The organism is Pedobacter zeaxanthinifaciens (assembly GCF_003313335.1).
Lineage (GTDB): Bacteria > Bacteroidota > Bacteroidia > Sphingobacteriales > Sphingobacteriaceae > Pedobacter > Pedobacter zeaxanthinifaciens.
Genome location: NZ_QMHP01000013.1, coordinates 25,365 through 52,141, shown reverse-complemented (window position 1 = coordinate 52,141; position 26,777 = coordinate 25,365). Strand labels below are relative to the sequence as shown.

Annotated in this window: 20 protein-coding genes; 12 read left to right on the top strand and 8 right to left on the bottom strand. The window is 38.4% G+C overall.

Features of this window, described 5'->3' with window-relative positions:
- Positions 1-102: 102 nt before the first annotated feature.
- The 5 genes from DUT68_RS16610 to DUT68_RS16590 all read left to right on the top strand — a co-directional run bounded on the left by DUT68_RS16610 (position 103) and on the right by DUT68_RS16590 (position 8,354).
- Positions 103-690: an RNA polymerase sigma-70 factor gene (locus DUT68_RS16610; protein WP_157960903.1), complete on the top strand. Its 588-nt coding sequence runs from the start codon at positions 103-105 to the stop codon at positions 688-690.
- Between the two features lie 64 nt (positions 691-754).
- Entirely contained in the window at positions 755-1,759 is a 1,005-nt protein-coding gene (locus DUT68_RS16605) for a FecR family protein (protein ID WP_157960902.1), read from the top strand.
- Positions 1,760-1,974: 215 nt separating this feature from the next.
- The gene (locus DUT68_RS16600) at positions 1,975-5,274 is read left to right on the top strand and encodes a SusC/RagA family TonB-linked outer membrane protein (protein WP_157960901.1); all 3,300 of its coding nucleotides are present in this window, start codon (positions 1,975-1,977) and stop codon (positions 5,272-5,274) included.
- A gap of 7 nt (positions 5,275-5,281) precedes the next feature.
- On the top strand, positions 5,282-7,006 hold the full coding sequence (locus DUT68_RS16595; RefSeq protein ID WP_157960900.1) for a RagB/SusD family nutrient uptake outer membrane protein: 1,725 nt from the start codon (positions 5,282-5,284) through the stop codon (positions 7,004-7,006).
- A gap of 73 nt (positions 7,007-7,079) precedes the next feature.
- A complete protein-coding gene (locus tag DUT68_RS16590; protein WP_113639350.1) occupies positions 7,080-8,354 on the top strand; it encodes a histidine-type phosphatase in 1,275 nt (424 codons plus the stop codon).
- Positions 8,355-8,567: 213 nt separating this feature from the next.
- Here the strand turns inward: DUT68_RS16590 and DUT68_RS16585 are convergent, their stop codons facing one another.
- Positions 8,568-9,224 (bottom strand): gluconate 2-dehydrogenase subunit 3 family protein, encoded by a 657-nt coding sequence (locus DUT68_RS16585; protein WP_113639349.1) that lies wholly within the window; start codon positions 9,222-9,224, stop codon positions 8,568-8,570.
- Positions 9,225-9,227: 3 nt separating this feature from the next.
- Entirely contained in the window at positions 9,228-10,961 is a 1,734-nt protein-coding gene (locus tag DUT68_RS16580; RefSeq protein ID WP_113639348.1) for a GMC oxidoreductase, read from the bottom strand.
- 190 nt (positions 10,962-11,151) lie between these two features.
- On the opposite strand from DUT68_RS16580, the gene DUT68_RS16575 reads away from it, so the two are divergent.
- Together DUT68_RS16575 and DUT68_RS16570 are read left to right on the top strand one after the other, a co-directional pair.
- The gene (locus tag DUT68_RS16575) at positions 11,152-12,978 is read left to right on the top strand and encodes a M61 family metallopeptidase (protein ID WP_113639347.1); all 1,827 of its coding nucleotides are present in this window, start codon (positions 11,152-11,154) and stop codon (positions 12,976-12,978) included.
- A gap of 84 nt (positions 12,979-13,062) precedes the next feature.
- Positions 13,063-14,376, top strand: coding sequence for a M20/M25/M40 family metallo-hydrolase (locus DUT68_RS16570; protein WP_113639346.1), 1,314 nt, complete (start codon positions 13,063-13,065; stop codon positions 14,374-14,376).
- Positions 14,377-14,427: 51 nt separating this feature from the next.
- Here DUT68_RS16570 and DUT68_RS16565 read toward each other — a convergent pair whose 3' ends face one another.
- From DUT68_RS16565 to DUT68_RS16555, 3 genes are all read right to left on the bottom strand, one after another.
- Entirely contained in the window at positions 14,428-15,537 is a 1,110-nt protein-coding gene (locus tag DUT68_RS16565; protein WP_113639345.1) for a hypothetical protein, read from the bottom strand.
- Positions 15,538-15,548: 11 nt separating this feature from the next.
- Positions 15,549-16,043 carry a GNAT family N-acetyltransferase gene (locus tag DUT68_RS16560; RefSeq protein ID WP_113639344.1) on the bottom strand — a complete coding sequence of 165 codons (495 nt, stop codon included), beginning with the start codon at positions 16,041-16,043 and terminating at the stop codon, positions 15,549-15,551.
- Between the two features lie 160 nt (positions 16,044-16,203).
- Positions 16,204-16,770 carry a thiamine pyrophosphokinase gene (locus tag DUT68_RS16555; protein WP_113639398.1) on the bottom strand — a complete coding sequence of 189 codons (567 nt, stop codon included), beginning with the start codon at positions 16,768-16,770 and terminating at the stop codon, positions 16,204-16,206.
- 130 nt (positions 16,771-16,900) lie between these two features.
- Between DUT68_RS16555 and DUT68_RS16550 the strand changes: the two genes are divergently transcribed.
- On the top strand, positions 16,901-17,401 hold the full coding sequence (locus tag DUT68_RS16550) for a DUF1579 family protein (RefSeq protein ID WP_113639343.1): 501 nt from the start codon (positions 16,901-16,903) through the stop codon (positions 17,399-17,401).
- Positions 17,402-18,201: 800 nt separating this feature from the next.
- Here DUT68_RS16550 and DUT68_RS16545 read toward each other — a convergent pair.
- Positions 18,202-19,137: an SPFH domain-containing protein gene (locus DUT68_RS16545; RefSeq protein WP_113639342.1), complete on the bottom strand. Its 936-nt coding sequence runs from the start codon at positions 19,135-19,137 to the stop codon at positions 18,202-18,204.
- Positions 19,138-19,248: 111 nt separating this feature from the next.
- Here DUT68_RS16545 and DUT68_RS16540 point away from each other — a divergent pair, with 111 nt between their 5' ends.
- Complete coding sequence (locus tag DUT68_RS16540; protein ID WP_237088364.1) at positions 19,249-19,464, top strand: hypothetical protein; 216 nt, start codon at positions 19,249-19,251, stop codon at positions 19,462-19,464.
- Between the two features lie 50 nt (positions 19,465-19,514).
- On the opposite strand, the gene DUT68_RS16535 is transcribed toward DUT68_RS16540, so the two are convergent.
- Both DUT68_RS16535 and DUT68_RS16530 read right to left on the bottom strand, forming a co-directional pair.
- Entirely contained in the window at positions 19,515-20,621 is a 1,107-nt protein-coding gene (locus tag DUT68_RS16535; RefSeq protein ID WP_237088363.1) for a CapA family protein, read from the bottom strand.
- Positions 20,622-20,691: 70 nt separating this feature from the next.
- Positions 20,692-21,243: a C40 family peptidase gene (locus DUT68_RS16530; RefSeq protein ID WP_113639340.1), complete on the bottom strand. Its 552-nt coding sequence runs from the start codon at positions 21,241-21,243 to the stop codon at positions 20,692-20,694.
- Between the two features lie 663 nt (positions 21,244-21,906).
- Between DUT68_RS16530 and pdhA the strand changes: the two genes are divergently transcribed.
- The 3 genes from pdhA to hisS all read left to right on the top strand — a co-directional run bounded on the left by pdhA (position 21,907) and on the right by hisS (position 26,653).
- Complete coding sequence (gene pdhA, locus DUT68_RS16525) at positions 21,907-22,902, top strand: pyruvate dehydrogenase (acetyl-transferring) E1 component subunit alpha (protein ID WP_113639339.1); 996 nt, start codon at positions 21,907-21,909, stop codon at positions 22,900-22,902.
- Positions 22,903-22,936: 34 nt separating this feature from the next.
- Positions 22,937-24,595, top strand: a complete 1,659-nt coding sequence (locus DUT68_RS16520; RefSeq protein WP_113639338.1) for a dihydrolipoamide acetyltransferase family protein — start codon at positions 22,937-22,939, stop codon at positions 24,593-24,595.
- Between the two features lie 519 nt (positions 24,596-25,114).
- A complete protein-coding gene (hisS, locus tag DUT68_RS16515; protein WP_113639337.1) occupies positions 25,115-26,653 on the top strand; it encodes a histidine--tRNA ligase in 1,539 nt (512 codons plus the stop codon).
- Positions 26,654-26,777: the final 124 nt, after the last annotated feature.

The following is a 26,777-nucleotide window of genomic DNA, read 5'->3' as shown; positions in this document are numbered from 1 at the left end:
AAAAAGCGCAAGCCAGAGATAATATTTTGGTTATGTGGCATATAAATAATTTGGAATCAAGAAATCTTTTGGTTTATATTTGACTACCAAATACCTATAAACTTGTCAATTTCCAACGTTAAAACAGATGCTGATTATATTGCCTCTGCACAATTTAAGGAGGCGCTTAGTTGTGGCGATGAATTCGCTTTGCAACGCCTGTTTGATATTTATAGCGGCAAATTGTTCCACTACATAAATCGTATTGTAAAATCTAAGGAAGTTAGTGAAGAACTGGTGCTTGACCTGTTTATGAAAATTTGGAGCAGCAAAGAAGTGATTGGGCAAGTGCAAAATATGGATGCGTTCCTATATAAAATGGCTGTTAACAAAGCATTAGATTTTTTAAAGGTAGCCGCTAGAGAAAAAAAACTTAGGCAACTGTTAATAGATCAAATGGTTTTTAACGATGAGCACCCTGCGGCTGACCATGAATTTATATCCAGAGAATACGAACATGCGCTTTTAACAACTTTAAAACAACTTCCTCCGCAAAGGCAACTTATTTTTAGACTTAGTCGAGAGAACAAACTCTCGCATCAAGAAATTGCATTCCAACTAAAAATTTCGAAGAACACCGTTAAAAACCACATGGTGACCGCTATTAAACAGTTAAAATCAGCATTCAAAATTTTTTTATTTTTTTTCTAACTGCACTAGTCCTAGAAGCAAATTTTGTCGTCATACTATCAAACCAGTATAAACAAAACTTTAGGTGTCAGAGCAATTTAAAACAAAACTTCTTTTCAATAAATACCTTTCCAACTCCTGCACTGCAAAAGAGATGGATGAGCTATTTGAGTTGCTGAAAACGGACAGTAATATCCAGATTATTGAAGATGATTTAGAAAAGCTTTGGAAGAACACTGAGCTGCTGCCCCAAAGTTCTTCAAATGAAGTGTTGTATCAGCAGCTGAAAAGAAAAATAGAAACCGCAAACAAGCCTTATTCTTTTGTTAAAAAAAGCAATGGTAAATATAAGTGGATTGCCGCCGCATGTTTACTGATTGGTGTTTTTAGTTATCTAACTTTAAAGAACTTAGCAAAAGTAAATACGGTATCACCTGCAATCATCGCTCAAAAATCAAGCTCAGAAGTAAAACGTATTTTATTGCCCGATGGTAGTACAGTTTGGTTAAATAAAAATGCCCATCTTAAATATCCATCCAGTTTCACTACAAACGCCCGTGAGGTTTACTTATCTGGCGAAGCCTATTTCGATATTAAGCATGACAGCAATAAACCCTTTTTAGTACATACTGGTAATTTGGTAACCCGAGTTTTGGGCACAGCTTTCAACGTTAAGGCAAAACAAAATACTCCCATTATTGAAGTAACTGTTACCAGAGGGAAAGTGGCTGTTTCAGATTTACAGAAAACGTTGGCTGTATTAACTCCAAATCAACAGATTAGCTACAACAAGCAATTGAACGCTTACAAAAAGGAGCAAGTAAATGCCAATTTAAACACACTTTGGAAAGAGGATGATTTAGTGCTGAACAATGTAACGCTTGCAGAAGCAATTAAAAAGATAGAAACAAGGTATGCAGCAAAAATCCAAACCAACGATGCTAAAATAATGGATTACGAATTTACTGCCTACTTTTTAAATACTAGCGACTTGGAACAAGTAATTAAAGTTATCGCCGATTTAAATCACCTTAGCTATAAGGTAGATAGTAGCGGAACCTATATTTTATCAAAAGAACAACTAAAATAAAGCGTATGAAGAAAAACTACACCTAAATCAACCGAAATAAAAAAGCCCTGAGCCTTAGAATTACGACCTCGACAGCTACAGGGCATTGAATGTAACCAAGTATAAACCCGATTAAATCAATGCAAGTTATGAAAAAAAACTTTGCCCCTCCCCCTACACGCCTATTTATTAACCAAATAAGACCCACTATTTCCAAACAAGCCTTCTTCACTGTTATGAGATATAGTTTTCTATTGATTTTTACCATTGTATTAAGCTGCCAAATGCTGGTAGCTGGTACGCTCAAAGGACAAAATTTGAGCGAACTAAAAATAAAACTCGAAGCAAATAACGAATCGATAAAAGACCTGCTTGAAAAAATTCAAAAGAAAACCAACTTAAGATTTGCGTTTAAAGAAAATGACATTGATAATAACTTCAAAATATCTATCCCCAAAGCAGAAAGATCTGTAAAAGGATTGTTGGATATGATTCTTGAAGAACAAAACATCACCTATAAGCAAATAGAGAACAACATCATTTTATCAAAAAAAACCAATTTAGAAAATGATTTACTAGCAAGTGCAACCATTACGGTTAGCGGTAAAGTAACAGATCAAACTGGAGAGCCATTAACCGGTGTTAGCGTAATTGAAAAAGGCACACAAAATGGTACCACCACCGATTCAAAAGGCAATTATAGGTTAAGTGTAGCTGGTGAATCTGCAGTTTTAGTTTTTTCTTACATCGGTTTTGTTAACAAAACAATAACGGTAGGTGCTTCAAAAAACATCAATGTAACCATGCAAGAAGACAAGACAATGCTTGATGACATTGTGGTAGTAGGTTATGGCGGTGTTAAACGCAAAGATGCTACCGGTGCAGTTACGCTAATTAAACCAGATGAGAACAACAGAGTAAAAGCAACTACCACAAGCGATTTATTATTGGGTAAAGTTGCTGGTTTGCAAATTACACAAGGTTCTGGTTCACCTGGCTCTAGCGGTACTGTACGTTTACGCCAAGGCGCCTCTCTTAACGCATCTAACGACCCACTAATTGTTATTGACGGCTTAACAGAAGGCAATCTCTCCTCAGTTAATCCGGATGATATTGAAAGTATTACCGTATTAAAAGATGCTTCTGCTTCGGCTATTTATGGCGCTAGAGGCGCTAATGGCGTCATCATTGTGAAAACCAAAAAAGGATTAAGCCAAAGCTCAACTAAATTTACCACACCCCAAGTTTCTTACCGTGGAGATTTTTTCGTAAATCAAAACATCAACGTGCTTAAAGTTTACAGTGCCGACGATTTTAGAAAGGAATATGCAAGCAGAGGTTGGAACACTACCTTATTGGGAAGTGCAAATACCGACTGGCAAAAAGAAGTATCAAGAACCAGTTATACCAACAAACATACCGTTAGTATTACAGGCGCTGTACCTTATGTTCCTTACCGTGTATCAGTTGGGCAGCAGGTTGAAGTTGGAACGCTTATCGGAAGTAAAAATAACCTTACAACCATTACGGGAAATATTTCGCCAAGCTTCTTAAAAAACCACTTAAGTCTTGATGCTTCCGTTAAAAACACCAATTCTACTTGGCCTCAAAATGGCGGATCGTATGTATCAGCTGCGTTAACGGATCCCACCCAACCTATTTATTTTGACTATGGCCCAGCTACGGTTAATGGCATTAGCTACCCGCAAAAGGCTTTTGGATATTTTATGTACGGTGCAAGTGCTACTGGCGCTAATCCACAATGGACAAACAATCCTGTAGCCAGTGTAATGTTGCCTGGTTTTGGCAAAACCAAAACAAATACCTTGTTGAGTAATGCTTTGTTATCTTACAAAATACACGGATTCGAAAACCTAACGTTAAATGCTTCGATAAGTAGCAGCAATATCAAATCAACCGGTAATTACTTAGGGCAAGATAACGCCCCTAACACTTGGTCGGCCTCCAATGTAAACCTTGGAAAAGGAGGTTTAGCTACCAACAACAATACAGATGACACCAACAACCGTTATGTATTAGATTACTATTTAAATTTCAAAAAAGCTTTTGGCAAGCACGATATCGATTTTACCGCTGGGCATACCTACGAATCAAACAAAATGAAATCGAATTCTAGTGCTGTAACTTACACTGATGGTACAGCGGTTGCCGGGAGCGTGCCTAGCTCAGTAGAAAGCCAGTTAACATTGGCTTCGTACTTTGGCCGTTTAAACTACATTTTTAACCACAAATATCTCATCACAGGTACAATGCGTGCCGATGCGTCTTCTCGTTTTGCACCCGAAACGCGTTGGGGCTATTTCCCATCAGTAGCTTTTGCGTGGAAACTTAATGAGGAAAATTTCCTAAAAAATAGTCGCATTATTAATGAGTTGAAGTTAAGAGCTAGTTACGGGATAACCGGGCAGCAAAATATTAAGAACGTATATGCCTACCAATCATCATACTACGCCTCCACCAGTAATTTCCAATATAGAGAGGGTGATATTTTCTACAATACCTATAAGCCATCAGCATTTGACCGTAGTATAAAATGGGAAACCACAAGCACGCTAAACTTCGGCTTGGACTATTCTTTGTTAAAAGGCAGAATTTACGGAGAGGTAGACTTGTATTCGAGGCACACCAAAAACTTATTGATGTATGATGTTAAAGTTGCGGCGGGATCCAACTTTGCCGAATCACTTGATCAGAACATTGGCGAGATGTCAAGCAATGGATTAGAACTTGCAATAGGTCTTGTTCCGATAAAAACTAAAAATTTAGCATGGAACTTGAACTTTAATTTTGCTTACAATGCATCAAAAATTGAGCGATTGACTATTTATGATGGAGATCCGGAAAAAACTTTCGTTAACGCAGGCAATACTAGTTCTAACAGATTTGTGCAATATCATAAGGTAGGCAATTCCCCTTATACTTACTATTTAGCTAAACAAAACTATGATGCTAACGGCAATCCTTTAGAAAACTTCATTAATCCGGCTTATAACCCTAATGTTACGGGTTCATTAATGTATGTAACTGATGACACCAACAATGCCAATAAGTTTGATACTAAAAAAAGTTCATTGGCACCATACTATGGAGGTTTCTCAACTCAGGTTAGGTACAAAAACTACGATTTAGGGGTAAACGGGCATTATGCATTTGGCCAATATGTGTATTGGAATACGATGTCTGGAGGCAGTAACAACTCTTTCTTCGATGCTTCGTCTCAATATCCTACAAATACTTACGTAGGCTGGGCACCTAATTGGGCTAAACAACATTATTATTCTGATTATTGGCTATTTAAAGGCGATTATTTTAAAGTAGACAATGTGATGGTTGGCTACACTTTCGATAAGCTTTGGAAAAAAGGATCAACATTAAGGCTTGCAACAGGTGTACAAAATGTGGCTACAATTAGCAAATATCCTGGTCTTGACCCTGAAGTTTATAATGGATTAGATGGCTCAGGTACGCCACGCCCAAGAATGTTTATGATTTCAGCTAGTGTTAAATTTAACTAGAACTAAAATGAAGAACTTAAGAATATTTATTGCCTTAATTGGTATCATGGCAATTACGCAATCATGCGAAAAATTAGATTTACAACCTACTACCACAACCGCATTTACCGAAGAACAAGTTTACTCCACTTACGAAGGCATACACGGTGCATTTTTGAAACTATACAGCTCCATGGCAGTGGCAGGCCAAGGCGGCGTGGCTGGTAACGATGTGGCTTGGGATGGTGGCCGTAGCGTTTATCTCCGCTCATTATTTTGGGTACAAGAATGTCCATCTGATTTAATTATTTACCGCACTGGTACCGGTTACGGTATCCCATCAACAGTAACTTTAAACTGGACCGCAGGCACAGAATTCCCAGCTTACTTTTACTATCGTGCTTATATTATTATAGCACTTTGCAACGAGTTTTTAAGAAGAACTGAAACCGATCAGCTTAGTAAATACGGCAGCTATGACGCGGTAAAAAAAGATGTAGATTATTGGAGAGCTGAAGCTAGATTTATTCGTGCTTTCCAATATTATCAATTGTGCGATTTATATGGAGATGTTGGCTTTGTTGATGACTCTACTCCAAATGGAACTTTCCCTGTTCAAAAAACACGTAAACAAATTTTCGAATATGTAGAAAAGGAACTACTGGCTATAGAGAGTAAAATGTTACCATCAAACACTAAAATATTTGGGCGTGTAAACCAACTTTCTGCAGACTTCCTTTTAGCCAAACTTTACCTTAATGCACAAATTTATACTGGTACAGGAAGATATAATGAGGCCTTAACTTATGCTAAAAAAGTAATTGATGACAGCAGCTACTCGCTAGCACCCAACTATATCGAGAACTTTTTAAAAGACAACAATACAAGTCCAGAAATTTTATGGGCAATACCAACCGATAATGACCATATGCAAGGAGAAGGAGTCACCAATTACTTGCTTAAATTCCCCATAAGTAACTACATGCTAACTATGGTTGATTATGGAATTAGTGCAACCTATAGCAGTAATGGCTCTCTTACAAGCACATTTGTAGATAAATTTTTGCCTGAGGATCAAGATTTTAATCCTAACGACACCTGGGGAGATCTCAAAAAAGACAAAAGAGCTTTGCTATTTGGAGGGCCATTAACCGCTACCTATAAATCGCCAGGGGTGGTTGATAAACCCGCCCTAAGGAAACAAACCTGGGATGTAGGCAAACCTTTTGTAACTTCAGTGATTTACTTTGGCTATACAATGACCAAATGGCGAAGTGTAACCAAGGATAGGGTTAAAGGTACGGCAACAGTTTACTCAAACATTGCATTTCCGATGTTTAGAAAAGCTGATGCTTATTTAATGGCCGCGGAAGCAATATTACGTGGCGCAACTAATGGTACAAGAGCTAACGCACTTAGTTATGTAAATGAAGTGCGTGACAGGGCATACAATTTTGGAAAATACCTTAATTCACGCAACGTAGCTAACGGACAAATTACTGATGCTCAACTTACGCTACCATTTTTAATTGATGAACGTGCTAGAGAGCTATGGACAGAAAACTGGCGTAGAAGTGACCTGATTCGTTTCGGTATTTTCACAAAAGGCTACAACTGGGATTGGAAAGGAAGATCAACATCAGGAGAAACTAACTATCAAGGTCAAGATGTAGACGACAAATTTAACCTATATCCAATTCCTCAAAATGATGTGCTTTATAATCCAAATTTAAAGCAAAATCCTAACTATTAAACGTAAAATCCTTCATACCTCAAGGTGTTCTCCTTTTGCAAATTAGGGGACACCTTACTTAAATCGAAATCAGATGAAAATTGCCGGCATCATTGTAACGCTATGTACAGTCTGCACAAGTTTTACACTAGCTCAGAGTACCCAAAAAGAGATGTTGACCACACCTCAAAAAACCGCAGGAGTATATTACGCTTATCCAGCATTAGATATAGTTAAACAAAAAAATGCCCCGAAAGGATATCAACCATTTTACATCAGCCATTTCGGCCGTCACGGTTCTCGTTATTTAATCAATGATGAAGATTATAAGTGGATATTAGATCTCTTGGAAGATGCTGGCAATCAAAATGCGCTTACGCCACTAGGGCTTGATACTTACCAACGTGTACGCAAAGTTTGGCAAGAGGCTGAAGGAAGAGGAGGCGATTTATCACCTTTAGGTGTACGCCAGCAACGCGGAATTGCCGAAAGAATGTTTCGGCTTTATCCCAATGTTTTTACGAATAGCGCCACTTTATCAGCAAGATCAACATTAGTAGTTCGTTGCATTTTAAGCATGGATGCTTTTTGTGAACGTTTAAAGGAGCTTAACCCAAAGTTAAAAGCCAACCGCGAGGCAAGCAACAAATATATGGGCTATCTTAATTTCCATACGCCAGAAGCTATTGCCTTCAGATCGGAGAAAAATACTTGGAAAAAGCAACTCGATAGTTTTCAGCAAAAAATCATTAACCCAAACCGCTTAGTTGCCTCGTTATTTAAAGATGGAGATTTTGTAAATCAAAAGGTAAAAAAAGAAGCATTGATGTGGGGATTTTATTGGTTAGCCAGCGACATGCAGAATATGGAAACCAAGATATCGTTTTACGATTTGTTTCAACTACAGGAACTATTTGATATTTGGCAATGTATTAATGCAAAGGAATACATCAACAATGCAAGTAATAGTTTCAATAACAATATCATGTACAACAATGCAAAGCCAGTTTTAAAAAACATCATATTATCTGCAGATGAGGTGATTACCAAAAAAGGGAAAGGCGCAACATTACGATTTGCTCATGACGGTAACATGATGCCCTTACTAGCTGCTTTAAGATTAAAAAATTGCTACGGAGATACCGATAACATTGATGAGATTTATAAAGTTTGGAGTAATTATAAAGTAGCTCCAATGGGTGCTAATCTGCAAATTGTATTTTATAAAAAAACTACAAGTGACGATGTAATTGTAAAATTCTTACTTAATGAAGTAGAAACCACAATTCCAGAATTATCTAGCAATATCACACCTTATTATCGCTGGAAAGATGTAAAAGCTTATTACCAACAGATTTTAGATAAATAAATACACGACAACATCTATTTTCTAAACCTTGGGAGTGCACTCTTCCAAGGTTTTTTAATTGAAATGCACCTGCTAACAAGTAAAAATACGGCTAATGGGCAACTACTCTTGTTACAAGTTTGCTTCTCCGAACCATCTTAGCGGGCTGTACCTCGCCATAGCTTCAAAAGCTGCATTTCTATTTGTTGACCACTGATAACTAGCCCCTACTGCCTAATCAAACTTAATGCACTCTTTTAGCTCCTTTTTAGTATAAGATAAATTGTATTGTTTAAGTACTTCATCAGGTACGCCGTTCCACTGGTTAGGTGTATTTCCTTTGTAGCCTAAATCTTCCACGCCAATTTCTGAAGTGTAAAAACCGGAAGCTACCAAATTTCTCAATCTATTAAAAAAAGAAACACCCTGACTGAGTTCCTTAGGCGCTTTATTTGGAAAAGCGATCAGGTCTACCAACTCAATTTGCTGCTTTTCGGTACATTCTCTAAACGGTTTACCGAAACGTTTCAAACACTGCATATCAACCCAGCGCAAGCCACCACGCATAGGAACTTGATGCTGCGGCATATCACGCACAATAAAATCGATGAAATCTGGTACTTTGGCATCAGAGGCACTGCCACTAACTTCATCTTTTGGAATAATGATATCTGCCAAAATAGTTATGGTAGCCATTTCTTCCTTCGTAAAAAAATTTCCTTGGGCAATCAGTTGCTTTTCCCTTGCCAATTCCTCCTTAGCCCTGTCGTAATTAAATACTGGATCTTCCTGTTCTTTTTGTACAGGTACCTGAGCTTTGCTACTACCAACCAAGGCAGTTCCCGAAATTGCGCCTACGCCCAATAATTTTAAGGTTTCTCTCCTGTTCATCGCTTACAAGTTTTGTTTTTTCATTTCCGACATAATGTACTCACTAGCCCTCATCGAAAGTGCTAAGATAGTCCATGTAATATTTTTATCCGCTTGTGAAGTGAAAGCAGCGCCATCCACTACAAACAAATTTTTACAATCGTGTGCTTGGTTATATTTATTCAGTGCAGATGTTTTTGGATCACTACCCATACGAGCAGTACCCGCCTCATGGATAATTTTACCCGGTGACTCCAAACCATAATTATTGGCTTTGTTATAATCGCCACCCCAAGTTACAATTGCACCCATATTGTGCATCATCTCATCAAAAGTTTCCTTCATGTGTTTAGCCTGCAATATCTCGTGTTCACTCCATTTTACATTGAATTTCAACACTGGAATACCATACCTATCCACTACATTAGGGTCTATTTCGCACCTGTTATCGTACAAAGGAATCGCTTCGCCCCTTCCGGCCATACCAACGCTTGCACCATAAAAATAGCGGTAATCTTCTTTTAATGATTTGCCATAACCGCCAGCCTCTTTTTGCGTGCCTCTAACCGCAAACTTACCATTTAAGCCCTCAATGCCACCGCCAAAACCGTAGGCAGGCTGGCTCATACCGCCCCAATATTCAATATGATAACCACGAGGGAAATCCAATTTTTTATTATCTAGCCACCAAGGCGAGTAAATATGCATGCCTCCAACACCGTCTTCATTGTAACGCTTTCTATCAAAAAGTTGAGGCAATACACCTCCCATTGAGGCCCCTGTTGAATCGTGTAAATAACGGCCAACCACATCACTGCTGTTAGCCAAACCATTTGGATGGCGCTTTGATTTGGAATTAAGCAACAAACGAGATGACTCACAGGCACTTGCCGCCAAAATCACGGTACGTCCAGTCACCTGATATTCCATCATATCATCTTTGTTGATATAAGAAACACCGGTAGCTAAACCTTCCTCGTTGGTAAGCACTTCCCTTGCCATCGCATTAGGAATAATGTCAATATTTCCAGTTGCTAAGGCTGGGTAAATCAATACATTGGTTGATGAAAAATCAGCCTTAGCCATGCTGCAGTTCCTATTGCATTGTCCGCAAAAGAAACACACACCCCTATCATCATTTATTTTCTTAGTAAGGATAGATAACCTGGAAGGGATGATTTTAACGCCCGAAATAGCAGCCCCTTTTTTAATGAAAAGCTCATGTAAACGAGGCTTAGGCGGAGGTAAAAAGAAGCCATCGGGATCATTTTCCAAACCCTCATTTGTTCCAAAAATACCAATCAATTTATCTACCCTATCATAAAATGGCTTCACATCATCATAACCTATAGGCCAATCATCGCCTAAGCCATCAATACTTCTTCTTTTAAAATCTTTAGGGCCAAAACGCAAAGAAATACGCCCCCAGTGGTTTGTACGTCCACCAAGCATCCGGGCCCGCCACCAATCCCATTCTGTTCCTGGTGCTTTGGTGTAAGGTTCTCCTTCTACATCCCATCCGTAATAACAGGCATCAAAATCTCCAAACGGGCGAAACTTGGTACTAGCTCCCCTACGTGGCGACTCCCAAGGATTTTTTAATTGGGTGATGTTTTGTTGTGGGTCATACATTGCTCCGGCTTCCAGGATGCATACTTTAAGACCTGCTTTTGCAAGGGTGTATGCCGCCATACCGCCTCCAGCCCCCGAACCTACAATTACCGCATCGTAATGTTTACTTTGTTTTTTGATTTGCATTTTGGCTTATAAGTTAGTTAGATAGGCTCAAGTTAGAAGATTTTAGTGGTTTAAGCAAATCTCAAATGTGTTACAAAAAGATGTTATTGCGTTATTTTCTGATGCTATACAAAGTATAATGGTAATAAAATGCTCACAAATCTGAATATTTATTAGCGAAATACTAACTTCAACCTATAAATCAAAAGAGATGAAGAATTTCCTTATCGTTGCGATAGTACTAGGTGCGGCAACGGTTGTAAAAGCGCAACAAGAAATTAGTTATGAAGTAAGTTTTCCCAATGTAGTGCACCATGAAGCAGAGGTAAGCATGATGATACCTAATGTACCTGCCAACACGCCTCTAAAAGTAAGATTTTCAAGGTCGTCACCTGGCAGATATGCTACACACGAGTTCGGTAAAAACATATACAATTTTAAAGCTTTTGATGCTTCGGGTAAGCCCATTGCAGTAAAACAGCCAGCTGGCGATGTTTATGAAATCCCACAAGGAAAAAGTAAAATCAAAATCACCTACACGATTTTTGGCAATTGGATTGATGGCACTTATGCTGGTTTTGATGAAGCACATGCGCACCTCAATATTCCGGCTGTATTTGCTTTCCCAGTAGGATTGGACGCCCGACCACGAACGGTAAAGTTAAGTTTCAACAACCAAAAAGATTGGAAAGTAGCCACGCAGTTGAAGCCCTTGGGAAATGGCATTTACTACGCCAAAAACTTACAGTACTTTATGGATAGTCCCATTGAAATAGCTGCAAGTAAAACTGCTAGTTGGGAAGTGAAAAATAGCACCGGCAAAACACAAACTATCCATTTGATAGCGCATAGCGATGATGATGAAATGACTGTTTTCAACTATGCGAATATGTTAAAGAAAGTAGTGGCAGAGCAACAGGCAATTTGGGGTGAGCTCCCGACTTTCGATTACGGGCATTACTATTTCTTGCATTGCGTACACCCAAGCTATGCCGGCGATGGTATGGAGCATCGCAACTCTACAGTGATTGTACAACGCACCCCAAAAATAGCGGGCAACGAGAGCAACCTGTTAGGCACTTTTTCACATGAGTTTTTTCACTCTTGGAATGTAGAACGTTTGCGTCCTAAAACCTTGGAACCTTTTAATTTTGCGCAAGCTAACATTAGCGATGAGTTGTGGCTGGCAGAAGGTTTTACCCAATATTATGGCAATTTAGTTTTAAAGCGGGCCGGCTTTCGCACGTTAGAAAATAGTTGCAGAACTTTTAATGGTTTAGTGAACGCCGTTACTAACTCGCCAGGTGCTAAAAATTTCTCACCAATACAAGCAAGCAGGTATGCAGTATTTGCCGATGCCGGAGTAGCAGTTGATGAAACCAATCAGCAAAACATTTTTACTTCATATTACACCTACGGAGCGGCGGTAGCTTTAGCATTAGACTTACGTTTACGTAGCGACTATAGTTTAACTTTGGACGATTACATGCGTGCCTTATGGAAAACTCATGGTAAAACGGAAATTCCTTACACTATTCCTGATCTGCAAAAAACCTTAGCGGCATTAACGAAAAACCCCAGCTTTGCAGCTGACTTTTTCAAAAAATATGTGTACGCAACACAAAAGGAAGATTACGCTGCCTTACTGCTAAAAGCGGGTTTGGTGTTACGTAAAGAAGCTGCGGGCAAGGCATATAGCGGCATCCGATTGCGAGACAGGGACGGGAAAGCTGTTTCCAGCGCCACGTTAATGGGTACACCTGCCTACAATGCAGGTATTGATAGTGAAGATGTGATTTTGAAAGCTGATGGGATGGCAATTGCATCAGCTAAAGATTTCGACACGGTAATGGCCAAGCATCAACCCGGTGAAACAATTGAGCTTGTTATTAGTCGAAAGGGAGTAGAAAAGACAACTAAACTCACTTTTATTGAAAACCCTCAACTGGAATTAATTCCGATAGAAAATACCGGAGCAACATTAACCGCTGACATGAAAGCTTTTAGAGATAAATGGCTGGAAAGTGCTATAAAGTAGTAAGGAATCAGTGGACAGGAATCAGTATAAATCTACAGGAAGTACAATTTAAACACTAAAATCTAATTAATAAATACTAATAAAATGAAAAAGACATTTTTCGCCATAGGAATAGCTGCAGTTGCGTCGTTAACGGCAAATGCTCAGAACATCGATAAGGTAATCACCAAAGATTATGTAGATCATTTGATTAAAACCTTAAGTGCCGATGACATGCAGGGACGTAGAACATTTACTCCTGGCATTGATAAAGCTGCCACTTTTATAGAAAAAGAATTTGCAGCCATTGGTTTGAAAACTTTGGATGGACAAACAGGTTATCGCCAAACTTTTTACAAGTATCAGCTTAAACCTGCCTCAACCAAAGTAACCATTGATGGACAAGCTATCGCTAGCGAAAATATCATTGTTTATGGTAATAAATCTGAAAAGTTATCTTTCGATCAAAGCAATAGCGATGGCTGGATTAAACTTGATGAAAATAAAGATTTCATTAGTCAGTTTAGAACATTAGCTCGCAGTGGCAAAAAGCAGTTGATATTGGTTGATGTAAAGTTTGTGGATGCTTTTAAACGTGTAAAAGGAATGTTGGGAAGTGAAACCGTACTCGACGAGCAGGATATCAAAAGCGAAAAAAATTCAGCAATGGTTTTTGTGTTGGATAAAGAAACCGTAAATAACGGTTTTACAGTAGAACTGAATAACACGGTAACCAAAATGCCTTTATTTAATGTGGCTGGAGTAATTCCGGGTAAATCAAAAGCAAAAGAACTGGTGGTTTTTTCAGGGCACTATGATCACATGGGCATTGTTAAACCTAAAGATGGCGACAGTATCATGAATGGTGCTGATGATGATGCTTCGGGAACTTCGGCGGTGATTGCTTTGGCCAAGTACTACAAAAAATTAAACAAAAACGAACGCACCTTAATCTTTGTAGCTTTTACCGGCGAAGAAATGGGCATGTTTGGATCTAAGTACTTTTCAGAAAAATTAAATCCAGATGAGGTTGTAGCTATGTTTAATATCGAAATGATTGGAAAAGACAGTAAATTCGGTAAAAACACTGCTTTTATTACAGGCTATGATAAATCTGATTTAGGAAAGATATTACAGAAAAACCTTGCCGGAACAGAGTTCACCTTTCACCCAGATCCGTATAAGGAACAGAATTTATTCTACAGAAGCGACAATGCAACTTTAGCGGCATTAGGTGTTCCAGCACATACTATTAGCACCGATCAAATCGACAGTGATCAATTATACCACACTGTTAAAGATGAATACAGTTCGTTGGACGTAGAAAATATCTTATCGACGATTAGAGCTATTGCAAAAAGTGCGGTTAGTATTGTTAGCGGCGCTGATACTCCGAGCCGAATTCCGAAGTTGAAGTAATCAGTAAGGTGAATAGAAAATGCGTTTTCCTCCATTTGGAAAACGCATTTTTTATTGCTGATCAATTAATTTGCGTAACTCTTGATTAAGATCTTTCATATTCATTTTAAATTCCTTCTCAAAAACTTCATTCATGGAAGTGTAAGTCATCAATCTTTTCAAACCCTTCATCCCATCTCTTTTAAAAATCGCATTACAAATGATTCCCTGGATTGCACTCCCCGGATTGGTATAATTATCCATGTAGTAAAAATCATCAAGCTTAGAGAGATCTATTTCCGGGTGCGTTTTTAAATAATTATTTAGCCTAGCGGTATGCCAAGAAAGTGGCTTACCTAATGTGCCTCCGTAAAAAACTGCCAAACCCTCGTTAAGCGGTGATTTTGGATGTAGCGGGTTAAGATAAATATGTACTACTTCATGAAAGTAGTCTTCCCCCTTTCCAGCACAAAACACTAGGTTATCATCCTGATTAGAGATGCCCATAGGTTTATCGGCGTTACCCATTCCAATGGTAAAATCGAAGCCTCTAATTAACTGGATTTCATCGTAAGTATCAGCAAAAAAGTAAGTAATCTTCTTTGGGCTCAGTTCCCATTTTTGTTCCAAATCTTTAATTTGCGTTACTAAGTTTTGTGCTTTCTTCTCATCAAATTTATGATACTTGGGAAAATGATAGGTGATTGGCCCAAATGATCTTACACTCCAACTATTTTTATAAACAGCTATTGGCTGAATGAAATACATCTTATTATTAGGCTCAACTTTAATAAACTGATTAGTGATATACATAATGGAATTATTCTTTGTACTATCAGTCCATGAACCTAACATCTTGATATTGAATATGCCATCCTTAAGTGGTTTTAAGTAATGGATGGTTTTCCTTTCCGCCATTAAATACGTTGGATAATCACCACCTATACCATATACCGAAGGATCTGGATTTTTATACTTTTTACAGTCGTCTTCGCCCCAATATTCCTTATAGTCCGGAAGTTGCTTTTTACCTTTAAAAGCTGATATGTAGTTGCTGTAAAAAGCAATTACTTTTTTGTTGATTAAGGACGTGGTATCAACCCCTGGATTAATGTCAAGCTGGGCCTTTGCCGACAAAGAGAAGATTATTAAAGAAACCAAACCAAGCGTTATTTTTTTCATTCCCGTAATAATTAAATTTCCTTTTCCATTACATAATCATCCATATAAAAACCGTTACCAATATCTAATACAGTGCTGTATTTGATGTAAAAGCTAGCTTTCTCATAAAAATCCTTTGCCTTATTAGCTTTATTTACATTCAGCTGCAAAAAATTTCCACCTTCGGCTTTTACCTTATCAAAAACTTCGTTAATTAAGATTTTGCCAACTCCTTTGCCATGCATTTTAGGCAAAACGTAAAGTTTATGCAGTTTAAAAATTCGCTGCTCCGAATCAATTACCGAAAACCCAGCAAATCCAACATCTTCATGCATTTCCGAAGCAATAAGAAATGTATGCCCATTGCGCAACTGTTCAAGCAACTCGCCTTGGTTGTACATTTTTTCTAGCATAAAATCAATTTGCTCAGCTGAAATAATATCGCTGTAAGCTGTTGGCCAAGTTTGTTCGGCTAAGGTTTTAATAATTGCTAAGTCTTCTTCTTTAGCTTTTCGTAGGTATATCATTTTAAGTGTTTAGGTGTTAGTGGATAGGTATCATTTAAGTTAAAAGTAGAAAGGAAAAAGTAAAAGGTTTCTGAAAGCCATGGATACAGTTTAAAAGTATTTATTTCTTTTCTCTGCACAATTGCTGTCTAAATACTAAAATCTAACTACTAAATACTATCTATAGTAATTCTCCAATAAACAAATAAGGTACTTGAAAGCGGAAGGTTACCAATCCATCTTCCACCACCACAAAGTCACCGCTTTCTTCCTGCCTCAGGTTATCGGCCTCGAAATAAGCAATAATATCAATCAAGAATACTGTACCAGCGGGCTTCCAAACGCTAAAGCCATTTTTTACAGGATAATGCTTACTGCGTTCTGTAAAAAGCACCAAGTTGATATCTGGCAGGTAGCATGTCAAGTCATCAAATTTGCTAACTTCGCTAATAACGTTTACCGCTGGATATTGCTCTTTTACTAAAAATTCTAGTGCATCATCCAACCCTTTCCGCGGTTGCGGGATCACCTTTAGGTTTTCTTGTAATTCGTGAGTTAGTGCCAAATCTCCCACCACAACATCTATCTTTATTCCTAAGGAAGCCACTTTTTCATAAGCAGCTGCTGAAACTACCACCGTTGGACTCCATTCGAGCAATTGCCCTAAATATTCTTCATTAAAACTACCTAACTCATGTATATACAAGGCAGGCTCCTGCTTTTCTTTTACAATATGATGTGATGACATGGCTTCGAAGTTAAAAGTAAAAAGGTAAAAGTAAAAAGTTTTCAGCTGGTAGCTTATAATCTTCAATTAAACAATTTCAACAGTTAACCAAAATATTTCAACTTTCCAACATAAACACTATCTTAGGTTAATGAGCAAGAGTAAATTAGATATTTCAAAAGAAGGCGGCCCGCACTTGAGGCTGCTAAGTTTAGTAGGCAACTGGGATGGCCGTACACGCACTTGGTTTGAAAAAGATGTATTGGCCGATGAATCACCAACCAGTAGTAAAATTATTGCCTTGCTCAACAAGCGGTTCATCCGTTATGAATATCGTGGTATCATCAACGGAAAAACTCACGAAGGTTTAATGGTTTGGGGCTTCGATTTAGCCAATAATAAATGTGTGTGCAGTTGGATCGATAGTTTCCACATGGGTACCGGCATTATGTTTTCGGAAGGCGTGGAAACCCGCAACGGATTTTCAGTTACCGGTCAGTATGGTAGCGCTGAAATGCCCGAACCTTGGGGCTGGCGTACAGAACTGGAAATCATTAACTCCGATCAGTTTATCCTACGTGCTTATAATATTTCACCAACGGGCGATGAAGCCAAAGCGGTTGAGACGATCAATTTAAGGATAGATTTGTAGCCGGTTGATAATTAGCAGTTTACACGTTTTACCGTCTAAAACCCCAAAGCTCAATTATTTATACATATCGGTTTAAAATTAACCACCTGAGCCACCTTAGTCCACTCAAGTAGCATACATACCATAACTAAGATGTGCTTAGGTGTCTTAGGTGGTAAAATACAATTCCTGCTCAATTATTTATACAATATCGGTTTAAAATTAACCATCTGAGCCACCTTAGTCCACTCAAGTAGCATACATACCATAACTAAGATGTGCTTAGGTGTCTTAGGTGGTAAAATACAATTCCTGCTCAATTATTTATACAATATCGATTTAAATTAACCACCTGAGTCACCTTAGTCCACTCAAGTAGCATACATACAAAAACTAAGATGCTCTTAGGTGTCTTAGGTGGTGAAATAGACTATTCCTACTCAATTATTTATACAATATCGGTTTAAATTAACCACCTGAGCCACCTTAGTCCACTCAAGTAGCATACATACCATAACTAAGATGTGCTTAAGTGCCTTAGGTGGTAAATTAGACTATTCCTACTCAACTATTTATGCAATATCGGTTCAAAATTAACCACGTGAGCCACCTTAGTCCGCTCAAATAGCATACATACCACAACTAAGATGCTCTTAGGTGTCTTAGGTGGTAAAATAGATTCCTACTCAACTATTTATGCAAATCGATTTAAATTAACCACCTGAGTCACCTTAGTTCACTCAAGTAAACATACGCACCATAACTAAGATGTTCTTGGGTGTCTTAGGTGGTAAAATACAATTCCCGTTCGATTAATTATATCACTTTTTATCCGAGCCTGCTTTCTGTCCCATCTGCATGGCCATCATTTGTTTCATGGTATTGTTCATGCCATCAGTACTTCCATCAAGAAAAATTACGTTCCCCTCGCTGTATTCTGCAAACTGCTTAATCGCTTCTGTCCACATGGTGAATAAAATTACCGAAGTATCTAAATTAGCCTGTTGCATTTCCTGTGCAGCATTGGTCATACCTTTTGCCACTTCCTCCCTAAACAAAGCAATACCCTGTCCGCGAAGTTGTGCAGCTTCACGTTCAGCAGTGGCTGCAATTTTAATCGCATTACCATCAGCTTCTGCTGCTTTAGTTTTAGTAATTAATAACGCCTGACCTTCATTTTCGGCTGCAGCCTTTAAGTTGTGCGATGCCACCACTCTACTCATTGAGCGCATAATTTCCTCGTCAAAAGTAATATCGTTCAGTTGCAAATCCTGTAAATGATAGCCCCAGCTCTCCAAAACCTGATCTATTTGGTGCTTCACGTGCTCCACAATTTCATTACGCTGCGCCAATACATTCGCTTGTTTTTGCGTAGCAACGTAAGCCCTAATGGAACCCTCAATGGTACGAATTAGCGCCTGCATCAGGTTGTTGGTATCCACAAATTTAAAGGCTACGTTTTTAATGGTTTCTTCTTCGTGGTTTAATACCGAATAAAGAAGCATGGCCTTGAAATACACATTGGCCTGATCTTGAGTAACTGCCTGGAACGACAACTCCACAGACCTATTTTGGATAGATATACGTGAGTGAATAACTTCAATTAAAGGGATTTTTAAACTTAGTCCGGGGCGCAGCAACCTACGATATTTACCAAAAATGGTAACCACCGCTATGGTACCTTGTTTAACCGTTACAAAAGAACTGAACAGAATAATGAGCGCAAATACAAAAACGCCATAACCGAAATAAGCCATATGATTTGATTTTGATGAATCAATATTACTAAAAATAAGCAGTAACTAATAATAAACAGCTATTTATTGCATCACTTATAAGAATGCTGTTAAAACAAAAAAACAACAGCAATGTTATTAGTTAACTTTATTGAAATAGGCATGAACGTAAAACGAACTTTTGGCACCATTTTAACCATACTAGGTATTATTGGATTGATTTATTGCGGCTGGGGCTTTGTAAATCATAATGTTGGCAACCGGGAATTGATAGTTGTTGGCGTAATAGGATTGATTTTCTTCTTATCTGGGATTGGCTTAGTGAAAAACACCAAAGATGAATCTTAACATGCTCCACGGCTAAGCGTAAACTCAAATAATTTGAAGTATCAATCAAACTAATCAACTACAGAAATACGGTTGTTTTCAAATTTTAAGTTGTGGCCTTTAAAATCGATATCAGTTAACGACTTAATTTTGTCGAAAGCAGCGTTGGATTGATCTAAAGTTAAACGATTGATTTTATCTTGTTGTACCGAAACGACATCGGCATAAATAAAATCTCCGTTGGAATTTAATTTAATTTGCAACAGCGGTGCAATACCATTTGGCCCTTTCAGGCTAAACATGCCGTAAGTGCAGAAATTGCCTAAACTATAAGCAATGAATTTGTTCTTATAAACTTCCACTGCTCTGGTAACATGAGGCCCATGTCCTAGCACTACATCAGCGCCAGCATCAATTACGGCATGGGCAAAAGCATAAACATTGCCCCTATTTTCTTTGTAAAAGATTTCCGTTTGCCGAGTAACGTGTTCAAATTTGGCACCCTCACCACCACCGTGAAAAGAAACAATTACAATATCGGCCTGTTTTTTTAAAGAAGCTACAAGCGCTTTTGCCTCATCTATTTTTCTGATATCCAAAGTATTTTCATTGGGAGCGAAAGCAGCAAACGCATATTTGACACTATCCACGGTAAAAAATGCGGATGGTTTTTGTACCTGTCCAGCATAATTGATTTGTAATGAATCTAAAATTTTGGTTGTATTCTTTCTGCCACGGCTGTCAAAATCACCCACATGGTTGTTGGCCACGCTTAGTACATTAAAGCCAGCTTTTTTAAAGATTCCAGCATATCTATCGGGCATTCTGAATGCGTAGCAGTTATTTGGGCTGATGCCCTTGCATTTAGATGAACTTCCCGAGTTTAGGAAACAACCCTCTAAATTTCCGAACACCACATTTCCTTTCAAAAAAGTATCAACTTCCTTAAAGCTATTTACTGCATCATCAGGCGGTAAATTTACCTTGCTCGGAAATGCCGAACCCAACATCATATCGCCAACGGCAACAATGCTAATGGTATCTGCAGTTTTTCTTTCTACCTTTATTTTCTTAACAGTATCGGCAGTTTCCACTTGTTGGCTTTGCCTGCCTTGACAGCTGGAAACCGAATAAATTGCAATTAAAACGGTAAAAAAACCAAAAATTCTTTTCATCATAGCCAAAAAAAATCCTCCCCAAAATGGGAAGGACAAATCTAATATCGTAAAACTAAAATTGTAATTCAGCTTATTCTACAACGCTACCTTCACCAGGTTCAATAATGCGGCCACCTTTGTAAAAATATCTGCTGTAATAAGGCTCATTAAGGTTACTAATTACTACACCTCTAGAACTTGACGCATGAGCAAATCTATTTTCACCTAAATAAACACCTACGTGAGAAATGCTTCTGCTTTTAATCTTGAAGAAAACTAAATCACCTTCTTTCAGTTCATCTTTAGAAAGTGGATTTACCATGCTAAAAATATCACGAGAGTTACGTAAAATACTAGTATTGAAAACTTTGTCGTAAATAGCTTTGGTAAAGGCCGAACAATCGATACCTTTTTTAGTGTTGCCACCGAAACGGTAAGGCGTACCAATCCACTCGTAAATGAACTTATATAATTTAAGGTTTGAGGTAGCGTCAACAGCCACACCCATTACTTGCGAAAAATATTGTGAAGCTAAGTTATCTGGATCTTCTACTTTTGCTGCTTCTTTGGTTTTGCTTTGGGCAAACGTTGCCGAAAAAGAGGCGAGAACGATTAACGTAGAAAACAAAAACTTTTTAATCATGTTATACTATTAAGTTTGGGTAAACAACACTTACACTTAACGTACACCACACGGGCTTATTGTTAGCGGCTCAAAATTAGGAACATCCTTTCTTTTATCCAAATATAAAAATGTTAAAAATTCAAGTTATTAACATTTCATGGGAGAATACATATTAAATCTAGCTTAAATAAACTAGCTAAATTTTATTTCCAGGCACTACTTACTGTCTTTTACACCATTTGCAGATAACTATTGCCCCAGACAACTCATTTTTTAGAAACTGTTTAAATTTCTGTTGTTTAACATAAAGGTGTAATGTTGAGCTTGCCAAAACATTGTATTAACAAGTAGTATTGGACAAGCCTCAGACTGACGAGTAAAAAGTTTAACAGAAATTTAAACAGCTTCTAAAAGTATTTAAGCTTTCGAATGATGTAAAATTAAAAATTAGGCTAAAGTGCATCTCAGCCAAATAAAATTTCTGTTTTTAAAGGGCTTTTACTTTTCCAAAATTACCACTAAACAAATTTGTAAAATTTACCATTTCGCAATTCGGTTTAAAAAGCAGTACAACAGCATATTTATCACCTACTTTATCATGTTTTTAAGTAGGAGCATGTATTAAAATCCAAGAAAATAAATTAGATTTGCTCTCGCAAATAAAAAAATTATCATCAAAACATGAGTGCAGTAGAAATAAATAAAGACACCTATTTGAAGTGGTTTGAATCGATGTTGCTGATGCGCAAGTTCGAAGAAAAAACTGGACAACTTTATGGTCAGCAAAAAATCAGAGGTTTTTGCCATTTATACATTGGTCAGGAAGCCGTAGTTGCAGGAGCAATCTCTGCAATGCAAAAAGGCGACTCAATGATTACTTCATATAGAGATCACGCTCATGGTTTAGCTTTAGGAATGAGTGCCAACAGCATTATGGCCGAAATGTACGGTAAAGCTACAGGCTGTTCTAAAGGTAAAGGTGGATCAATGCACATTTTCAGCAAAGAGCATCATTTTTATGGTGGCCACGGTATTGTAGGTGGTCAAATGCCTTTAGGTGCGGGTATCGCTTTCGCTGAAAAATATAAAGGAACCAATAATGTAAACATTTGCTATATGGGTGATGGTGCAGTGCGTCAAGGCGCATTGAACGAATCATTCAACATGGCAATGCTTTGGAAGCTTCCAGTAATTTTTGTTTGCGAAAACAATGGTTACGCTATGGGTACTTCGGTGCAACGTACTACCAACATGATGGACATCTACAAAATTGGTTTAGGCTTTGATATGCCATGTGCACCAGTTGATGGTATGGATCCAGTAGCGGTACACAATGCTATGGATGAAGCGATCCAACGTGCTCGTGCTGGTGAGGGACCAACTTTCTTAGAAATGAGAACTTACCGTTACAGAGGTCACTCCATGTCAGATCCTGCAAAATACCGTACCAAAGAAGAGTTGGAAGAGTACAAAGCAAAAGATCCAATTGAGCAAGTAAAAGAGGTAATCCTTAAAGAAAAATATGCTGATGAAGCTTGGATTACTGAAATCGAAGAGAAAGTAAAAAGCATCGTTGACGAATCGGTAAAATTTGCTGAAGAATCTCCTTGGCCTCAACCAGAAGAATTGTTCACCGATATTTATGTAGAGCAAAACTACCCTTTCCAACAAATTTAATTTTAAAGACAAGCAATCAAATAAAGATAGATCAATGGCTGAAGTAATTAAAATGCCTAAAATGAGCGACACCATGACCGAAGGGGTTTTGGCTAAGTGGCACAAAAAAGTAGGTGATAAAATAAAAAGCGGTGATGTTTTAGCTGAAGTTGAAACTGACAAAGCTACTATGGACATGGAGTCTTACTGGGATGGCACTTTACTATACGTTGGTGTAGAAGAAGGCCAAGCTGTTCCTGTTGATGCTTTAATGGCAATAGTTGGAAAAGAAGGCGAAGACTATAAAGCTTTGCTTGAAGCTGAATCTGGAGCCCAAAAATCTGAAAGCCCTAAAGAGGAAGCTCCTAAGGCTGAAGATAAAAAAGAAGAAGCTCCTGCACAAGGCGGCGGCTTAAGCGAAGAAGAATTAGCGGCAAAAGGAATTACAGTAATTCGTATGCCTTTGCTAAGCGATACGATGACTGAAGGCGTAATTGCTGAATGGCATAAAAAAGTTGGTGATAAAGTAAAAGATGATGACGTACTTGCTGACGTAGAAACCGATAAGGCTACAATGGAAGTAATGGGTTATGCTACTGGAACTTTATTACACATTGGCGTACAAAAAGGCGAAGCGGCCAAAGTAAACGGCATTATAGCTATCGTTGGTCCAGAGGGAACTGACGTAAGCGGTATTTTAGCCGGTGGTTCGGCTCCTGCGGCTCCTAAGTCGGAAAGTAAAGAGACTGAGAGTCCGAAGTCAGAGAAGTCCGAAAGTTCGAAAGAAGAGGCTGCTCCTGCTGCAGTTGCCAACTCAAACGGTGGTCGTATCATCGCATCGCCTTTGGCTAAAAAAATTGCAAAGGAAAAAGGTATTGATTTAGCTCAAGTTGCTGGTAGCGCTGAGGGCGGTCGTATCATTAAGAAAGACGTAGAAAACTTTACACCTGCGGCGAAGTCAGAAAGCGCTAAGACCGAAAGTCCGAAAGAAACTGCTGCTTCAGCTCCAGCGATCCCAACTTATGTTGGCGAAGAAAAATATACAGAGAAACCAGTTTCGCAAATGCGTAAAGTAATTGCTAAACGTTTGGGCGAAAGTTTGTTTACAGCGCCGCATTTTTACTTAACCATTAGTATTGATATGGACAACGCTATGGCGGCTCGTACACAAATCAACACGGTGGCTCCGGTAAAAGTTTCTTTCAACGATATCGTAATTAAAGCAGTGGCTGTAGCCCTTAAAAAACACCCAGCGGTTAACTCATCATGGGGTGGCGATAAAATCCGTTTCAACGAGCATACTAACATTGGTGTAGCTATGGCGGTTGAAGATGGTTTATTGGTTCCTGTAGTGCGTTTTGCTGACGGCAAATCTTTATCTCACATTTCTGCCGAGGTTAAAGAGTACGGCGCTAAAGCAAAAGCTAAGAAATTACAACCGTCAGATTGGGAAGGTTCAACATTTACTGTATCTAACTTGGGTATGTTCGGTATTGATGAGTTTACTTCAATCATCAACTCTCCAGACGGAGCTATTTTATCTGTAGGTGCTATCCAAGCAATTCCTGTGGTTAAAAATGGTGCTGTAGTACCTGGAAACGTGATGAAATTAACTTTAGGTTGCGATCACCGTGTAGTAGACGGCGCAACTGGTGCAGCTTTCTTACAAACGTTAAAGCAATTGTTAGAAGCGCCAGTAACGTTATTAGCATAAACATAGAGCTGTCATTCCGAGGGAAGCAAAGCAACGAGGAATCTATCCAACAGATTCTTCACTTCGTTCAGAATGACAAAAAATATAAAGGCTTCCAATTTTTTTGGGAGCCTTTTTTGTTTGGAACAGGTAATGAGTACTACTATCTAAGCCCGTCCCGCTTTCGCTCATAGTCCTCGGCTGCGTTTTACTTCGCCTGTGGGCTAATCCGCTCAATCGGGTTTAGAAGGCAAAATCCGTGTTGTTTTCAAGCTTTGACAAACCTATATTCCATTTGCTAAAAGTTTGTCAAAGCTTAGCAACCAACTGGGCCAAAAAATTAAAAATTGACGCATGTTAATTACATTCTTTGATTTAAGGCTTTACGACCTTCGCGAAACTCTCTTTTTTCTTTGCGGTAAATTTTTAACGCAAAGTTTTTGAAGCATTCGCAAAGCAACGCAAAGGATTAAAGCGTCATTATCTTGCATCGACTACAAAACGTATCAACTTTCAGCTTAATTAATTACTTTTGCGGCTATGTCAGTAACCAAGCCTAGTTTACCAAAAGGTACAAGAGATTTTTCGCCACAAGAAATGGTGAAACGCAACTATATTTTCGACACCATTAAAACGGTTTTCAAAAAATATGGCTATGCAGAAATACAAACGCCAAGCATGGAAAACCTACAAACCCTAACTGGCAAATATGGCGATGAAGGTGACAAACTGATCTTTAAAATCTTAAATTCGGGCGACTTCCTAAGTCAAGAAATAATAGACAGCGTTTCTCGAATAAAGGAAATTTTAGTTGAAACCGAGACCGAAATTAAAGTTGACCAGGATTGGAAAGAATATTCCGATAAAGCTACCTTCAAAAATATCGACAACTCGAAAATAGATTCCACTTCATGGATATTTAAAGTTGGCAGGACAATAGACAAATACAGAGAAATTAGTAAATCTTTAACCAAACATTTCTCTGAAAAAGCCTTACGTTACGATTTAACTGTACCTTTTGCTCGTTACGTGGTAATGCACCAAAACGACATCGCTTTTCCGTTTAAACGTTTTCAGGTACAGCCTGTTTGGCGTGCAGATAGGCCACAAAAAGGCCGCTACCGCGAATTTTACCAATGCGATGCGGACGTAGTAGGTTCTCCTTCCCTGTTAAATGAAGCTGAATTTATACTCATCTACCACGAAGCTTTGAGCAAGCTTGGCCTCAGGGATTTCACCATAAAAATTAATAACCGCAAAATTTTAAGTGGCATTGCCGAGATTATTGGTAAGCCTGAGCTTATTGTGGATATGACCGTAGCCATCGACAAGTTGGATAAAATTGGTTTGGATGGAGTAAGCAAAGAATTGCTGGAACGAGGTTTTACCGAATCAGATATCGAAAAACTGAAACCAGTGATTTTATTGGAAGGATCTAATATTGAAAAGTTGGAAAGTTTGAAATCGGTGCTGTCAACATCAGAAATTGGCTTAAAGGGTATCGAAGAAATTGAGACGGTTTTCAACTATGTTTCCAAACTGACAACTGCCAACTCCAAATTGACTACCGTTATCGAACTTGACATCACCTTGGCCCGTGGTTTAAACTACTACACTGGTTGTATCTTCGAGGTTAAAACTAACGAAGTAGCCATGGGCAGCATTGGCGGCGGCGGCCGTTACGATGATTTAACGGGAATGTTCGGCCTAAAAGACCTTACCGGTGTAGGCATTTCATTCGGTGCTGACCGTATCTATGACGTACTAGAAGAACTGAATTTATTTCCTAATTCGGCACAGCAAGGCACCAAAGTGCTCATTAGTAACTTTGACGAAAATGCCGAGGCTTTCGCCCTGCCTTTATTGCAACAATTAAGGGAAAGCCAAATTGCAGCTGAACTATATCCAACTTCGGCTAAGCTAAAAAAGCAAATGAGCTATGCTGATGCAAAAAATATTCCTTATGTACTCCTAATTGGTGATGAAGAAATGCAAAGTGGCCTACTCACTTTAAAGGATATGGCAAGTGGAGCACAAGAAAAATTAACAGCTGTACAAATCATAGAAAAACTGAAGTAGGCGCCTTTTTTGGCCACTTACACCGTAATGTCAAACTGAAGATCCATGAAGTAAAATCTTCAAAATTGTCATTGCGAACTGTAAGCTACGCTCATACATCTTCGGGAAAGAATCCATTTAGAAC